Consider the following 5,141-nt stretch of genomic DNA (forward strand, 5'->3'; position numbering starts at 1 on the left):
TGTGGTTGCGGCAGGTTGGCAGGAGCGTCTAGCCATGATGAACGACGGTGATTGGAGACAAAAGACTCTCCTCAAAGCTTACCGCGTCTTGCTAGCCAACTTTGCTGCCCTAGAAAAAAAGGGCTTCGTGTGGAAGCGAACCCGACACGCCCAACGAGGACGGCAGAACCTAGAGACCAAAGCGATTAAGCAGGCCGACTTAGCCTTACTGCAGCAGGCTTGTGTGGACGGACACCTGGAACTGAAGTACCTGGATGAATCAGGCTGTTGTTTGGAAAGCCCTGTCAGTTACAGCTACAGTCGCATTAATCAACAGAAATGCCTCGACCAAGTTAAGTTTTACGGGGATCGCATCAGTATTTTAGGGGTATGGCAACCGGACAAGTCATTTGAGTATGCCTTGGTGCAGGGCAGTTTCAACAAGGAGCGTTATGTCAGAGTCATGAATACCATTGCCGACAAAAGTGAGCAAACGCTAAAGCAAACTGGAAGAATCACCGTCATTGTTCAAGACAATGGTCCGGCTCATACCAGTCATTTCGCTCGTGGACACTGGCAACAATGGCAATCGCAAGGCTTATACCTCTTTTTCCTACCTCAGTACAGTTCGGAGATAAATCTGATTGAAGCCCAGTGGCATCTCGGTATTTGCCCACGGTGTTAACCAAAGCAGAGACCCACGCCATCCTCGACCGGATGAGTGGTGTACCGCAACTGGTCGCGCAATTGCTCTATGGCAGCGGACTGCGCCTGAGTGAGGCTTTACAGTTGCGAGTCAAGGACTTGGATTTCGCTCAAGCTCAAATTGTGGTCCGAGATGCTAAGGGCAATGAGAGCCGAGTCACGATGCTGCCAGGTTGCACGGTCGAGCCCCTGCAAGGACAGCTGCGACGGATCAAACGATTACATCAGCAGGACCTGGAGCGGGGGTATGGTCTGGTGCTTTTGCCTTACGCCTTGGAGCGAAAATATCCTAATGCCGGGCGGGAGTGGGTGTGGCAATTTATCTTTCCCTCAGTGGGGATCCCACTTGACCCTCGCAGTGGGCTGCGTTGTCGGCACCACCTACATGAGAGCAGTGTGCAGAAGGCAGTGAAGCAAGCCACAAGAGCGGCAGGAATCCAGAAGCGAGTGGGGTGTCACACGTTTCGCCATAGTTTCGCGACCCATCTGTTGCAGGACGGGTATGACATTCGGACCGTTCAAGAGCTTTTGGGGCACAAGGATGTCAAGACAACGATGATTTACACGCACGTGCTAAATCGAGGCGGACGAGGCGTGAAAAGTCCGCTTGATTCATGACTTCTGGTTCGTGAAGGAGCAGCGTTCGCTCAACAGCCGTTCTGTCGGCAAAAAATTTGAGCATATTCGTATAGGAATCTTGTCTCAAAACTCGTCAAGCTGAGTCATTATGAGACATATAAAATTGAGCGGAAGCGCCTTCCAGCTTTGTTTTCCAAGGTCATAGGGTATCTCTATGCCACTAGCAAAACAAAGGAGGGATTTTGAGACGCCCTCTCACTCGTCTTTGTCAAGCGAATGGCAACAGCAAAACGCAGCCGGGGTGGTTCCAGCTGCGCTGATTTGAGGAGAATGAATTCCTACGCTGGGTAGATTCTGAGTCTGCGATCGGGTTCATCGCCTACAGAATGAGAATTGAGGCGATATCGTTCTACCAGCTCATGCTGCAACTTTCGTAGCCAGCTAGAGCGGGGTAGGAGTTCCACCGGCTGCTGCTGCGGAATCACGACTTGCTCCACCGCTAACCGGGCTTCCTCCAGTGCCGCCAACTCCTCATTCCGATCACGGGCTTCCTCAAAATTCATCTCCCAGTCCTGCCTGTCGTCTCGCGAATCCATTCCCAATAGCTGCCGCAGCGTGCGGGTCATGTGGGCAGGCGTATTGGCTTTGACGACATGGAGAGGAATCTGCTGGTTCTTTGCAAGCCGCTGCAAATTGTCGTGCTTCCGGGCATGGGAGCGCAGAGCAACGATCGCATCCGCATCACTCACATACTTCGTGAGAACCATCGGCAGGTTCAGGGCATCAATGATCTGTTGTAGCTGATAAGCACTGATAGCATAGGGGTACACGCGCATCTGAGGACTGTCCTGAGCCTGGGCAAAGTCCTGGTCCACCTTAGGGAGAGAATGGAATCGGTTTCTCTCTGGAGCAGTTCTCACTTCGAGTGATCGATCAGGCCACTGCCGTTTAGCTGATGCTGCTGAAAACGGGAGAACCTGGGCAGAGCGATGGGGTTTAACCAGCGGCGTTCCTGCTGCGGTTGTCTTTGTAATGACAAGCTGTCCCTGCTCATTGATCGATCGCTGTTGAGGCTGAGGCTGTCGTCCTCGGAGCAGCGCATCCACGGCTTCCGCCACGTTCTCATGCACGATCCATTGCTGTCGCTCCACCATCTCCACGGCAATCTCGAAAGTGGGAGGGGCTTTGCGCTCCAGCACACTCTTTTGAGAGCCGCGTCGCCGCGCTTCTTCATCCCCCAACGTCACGGATTCAATCCCGCCCACCAGGTCAGAGAGTGTGGGGTTCTTGATCAAATTCTCGATCGCATTGCCGTGAGCCGTACCCACGAGCTGCACCCCTCGTTCCGCGATCGTCCTTGCAGCCAGCGCCTCCAGTTCCGTCCCGATCTCGTCAATGACAATGACTTCGGGCATGTGGTTTTCGACCGCTTCGATCATGACCTGATGCTGAAGCTCAGGATGCGCCACCTGCATTCTTCTGGAACGACCGATCGCCGGATGGGGAATATCGCCATCGCCTGCAATCTCGTTCGAGGAGTCAATAATCACTACCCGCTTATTCAGGTCATCTGCCAGAACACGAGCAATTTCTCGTAGTGCCGTCGTCTTGCCCACCCCCGGACGACCCAGCATCAGGATGGACTGCCCCGTTTCCACCAGATCGCGGATGAGAGCGATCGTCCCATAAATCGCACGACCGACTCGAAGGGTGAGACCAATGACTTCTCCCTGGCGATTGCGGATGGCACTAATACGGTGCAGCGTTTGCTCAATGCCTGCACGGTTGTCGCCGCCAAAGGCACCAAGACGATCGACACAGTGCTGCAACTGCTGTCGGGTCACGGTTTGCTGAGACAGATACTGGGAGCCATGAGGAAACCGAGCTTCAGGCGGTCTCCCAAAGTCCAGCACAACCTCCACCAAACTGTCGCGATCGGGATGGTGCTCTAAGGGTTGCCGGATCTCTGGAGGTAGGATATCGAGGAGCTGCTGGAGATCGTTGTGATTCTGCATCAAAAAGAATGGTAGAAGAACGCCAGGAAAAAAGAGAGTAATAGAAATATGAACGCGACTGGCCTGCCCGCTACGCAAGCGCCGTAGCAGGCAAGCCAGTCACCGGGCTGAAGCAGCAACTGTAAAACGGGAAGCCGTAAGGATCAAAGGATTGAATTTTGAAAAGACTGCTTGGCTTCAACCAGCCAATAAACGCCATTTGGATTATTTTTAATCTAACAAATTGTTTCTGAGCAGAGCATCCGCTGAGCCGTAATCAGCAGGTGTGGATTTTACCTGCCCCGTTGCATCGATCGCACATAGCATTTCCACCCTCAGCAAGCTAAAGCAAAAACCTCCCTTACGTTCACAAGAGAGGCTTTCGCGTCAATATTACCCTAGCATCGAGCTATTGTTGCAGGAGGCTACCCTTCAACTATCGTCGCCGTTTCGACGTTTCACACCTGAGTTCGAATGGGGTCAGCGTGGTTCCACCGCACCATCGACACCAGGAATGCTGTATAAATCCTGACAGGGGTGAACCCTAAAATTGCATAGCGACTTGTCAAAGTAGGAATCAAACCACCCATGATTGTGAAGTCAAGCCCTCGGTCTGTTAGTACGGCTCGGCTGCATCCATAACCAGTGGGATGTGAATGTTGTCTCACCAGAAACAGGCTTGGGACAGTTGGCAAGACAATTGGGCTATTCGACTCAGTTTGAGAGTGATCAGAAAGAAGTGCCTGCTGCCCTGTTTCAGCGGCAATAGTTTGACTGAACGCCTATTTCTAATGCCAGGTTTTGCATTAGCTGAAATCTCTGAAATGCAACGGTGGTGTACTGCGATCGCCTTGCAGGGTTGTTTCTCGCAGCTTTATCAAGAAGCCTGTGCTGTCTGATTCCAATATTCAAGCATCTGAATCCGAATCGATTCTGACGCGGCTGTAGCGATTGCTGACCAGTCAGCTTGGGTCAGGGTGGTTCGCAAGATAGCTTTGACCTTAGCGTAATCAGGTTGGGGCTGAAGAGCGCTCTGAATCAGGCCATCTTCTTGTAGCGCGTCCCAAAGCTGCTGCTGAATAGTAACTGGAGGTTGTATCAGACGTTCTAGCACTAGCTTCCGCCCACAGGTGAAGGCTGCATCTTTGCCAATGCCCAGATTCAGTTCATTCAGGAGGGACTGAAACGCTTCCAGCACGATCGCTTGCAGTCGGCGTATTTGCTGGAAATGAATCGGGTCAGCAAGGAACTCTGGCAGATAGGCTCCAGCATAGCCTGCACCAATATCGCAGTTGACTTCTTCTTCGATTTTCAACAGTTCATCAAAGCGATCGTCACTGATCTTGAAGATCATTGGCTCTCCTCGGTATCCGAACCTGATACTCCCCAGTCTATCTCATCTTCCCAGTCGAACCCAGCAGACTGAGGCGTGTACCACTCAAAGTAAATTAAGTCCTCTTTGTGAGCATCCGGTCCACACTCGTTCATGTTTAAGCGACGGTAGAATGGTTCTGCGCCTGGCAAGGAATAAAGTCCTACCAACCCTCCATATCCCAGTTCATGACTGCAATAGCGAGCAAATTCTAGCAGTACGCTGCCGACAAAGCGATAACTGGGCGGATTTTGGATGGTGGGACGGTTCCAGGGAGCTGTTGCAGAATGGACATAGACAACTCATGGGGTGACAGAAGAGCTAGAGAGCAGACTGGATCAGTCTCATCGCCCGCAAACCCAGTAGAAAAAAGCGGCGTTTTTGCGGCTTGAGGTGCATTATTAACCCGGCAATCATAGAAGAGGCATGAAGTTATGCAGCATAAGCAATAAACCGATGCTTGAAATATCGCATGACTCGCTGTGGGAGCTTCTGGAGTTTATGCAAATGAG

General features: G+C 52.1%; 4 protein-coding genes, 1 rRNA gene and 1 pseudogene. 2 read left to right on the forward strand and 4 right to left on the reverse strand.

Features of this window, described 5'->3' with window-relative positions:
* Positions 1 to 37 precede the first annotated feature (37 nt).
* Both NDA02_RS28020 and NDA02_RS28025 read left to right on the forward strand, forming a co-directional pair.
* Entirely contained in the window at positions 38 to 664 is a 627-nt protein-coding gene (locus NDA02_RS28020) for a transposase (RefSeq protein WP_348256288.1), read from the forward strand.
* Positions 643 to 1,302, forward strand: a pseudogene (locus tag NDA02_RS28025) (integron integrase); the annotation flags it as partial. The gene NDA02_RS28020 and the pseudogene NDA02_RS28025, both read left to right, overlap by 22 nt.
* A 299-nt stretch (positions 1,303 to 1,601) precedes the next feature.
* Here NDA02_RS28025 and NDA02_RS28030 read toward each other — a convergent pair.
* The 4 genes from NDA02_RS28030 to NDA02_RS28045 form a co-directional block, all read right to left on the reverse strand.
* Entirely contained in the window at positions 1,602 to 3,278 is a 1,677-nt protein-coding gene (locus NDA02_RS28030) for a R3H domain-containing nucleic acid-binding protein (RefSeq protein ID WP_190790613.1), read from the reverse strand.
* A 375-nt stretch (positions 3,279 to 3,653) separates the two neighbouring features.
* Positions 3,654 to 3,770 (reverse strand): 5S ribosomal RNA (rrf, locus tag NDA02_RS28035).
* Positions 3,771 to 4,134: 364 nt separating this feature from the next.
* A complete protein-coding gene (locus NDA02_RS28040; RefSeq protein WP_190790614.1) occupies positions 4,135 to 4,611 on the reverse strand; it encodes a hypothetical protein in 477 nt (158 codons plus the stop codon).
* Positions 4,608 to 4,781, reverse strand: coding sequence for a hypothetical protein (locus tag NDA02_RS28045; RefSeq protein ID WP_206755037.1), 174 nt, complete (start codon positions 4,779 to 4,781; stop codon positions 4,608 to 4,610). Before NDA02_RS28045 ends, NDA02_RS28040 begins: the two co-directional genes overlap by 4 nt.
* Between the last annotated feature and the right edge of the window lie 360 nt (positions 4,782 to 5,141).

Origin of the sequence: Leptolyngbya sp. ST-U4 (assembly GCF_039962215.1) — a bacterium.
GTDB lineage: Bacteria > Cyanobacteriota > Cyanobacteriia > Elainellales > Elainellaceae > Leptolyngbya_A.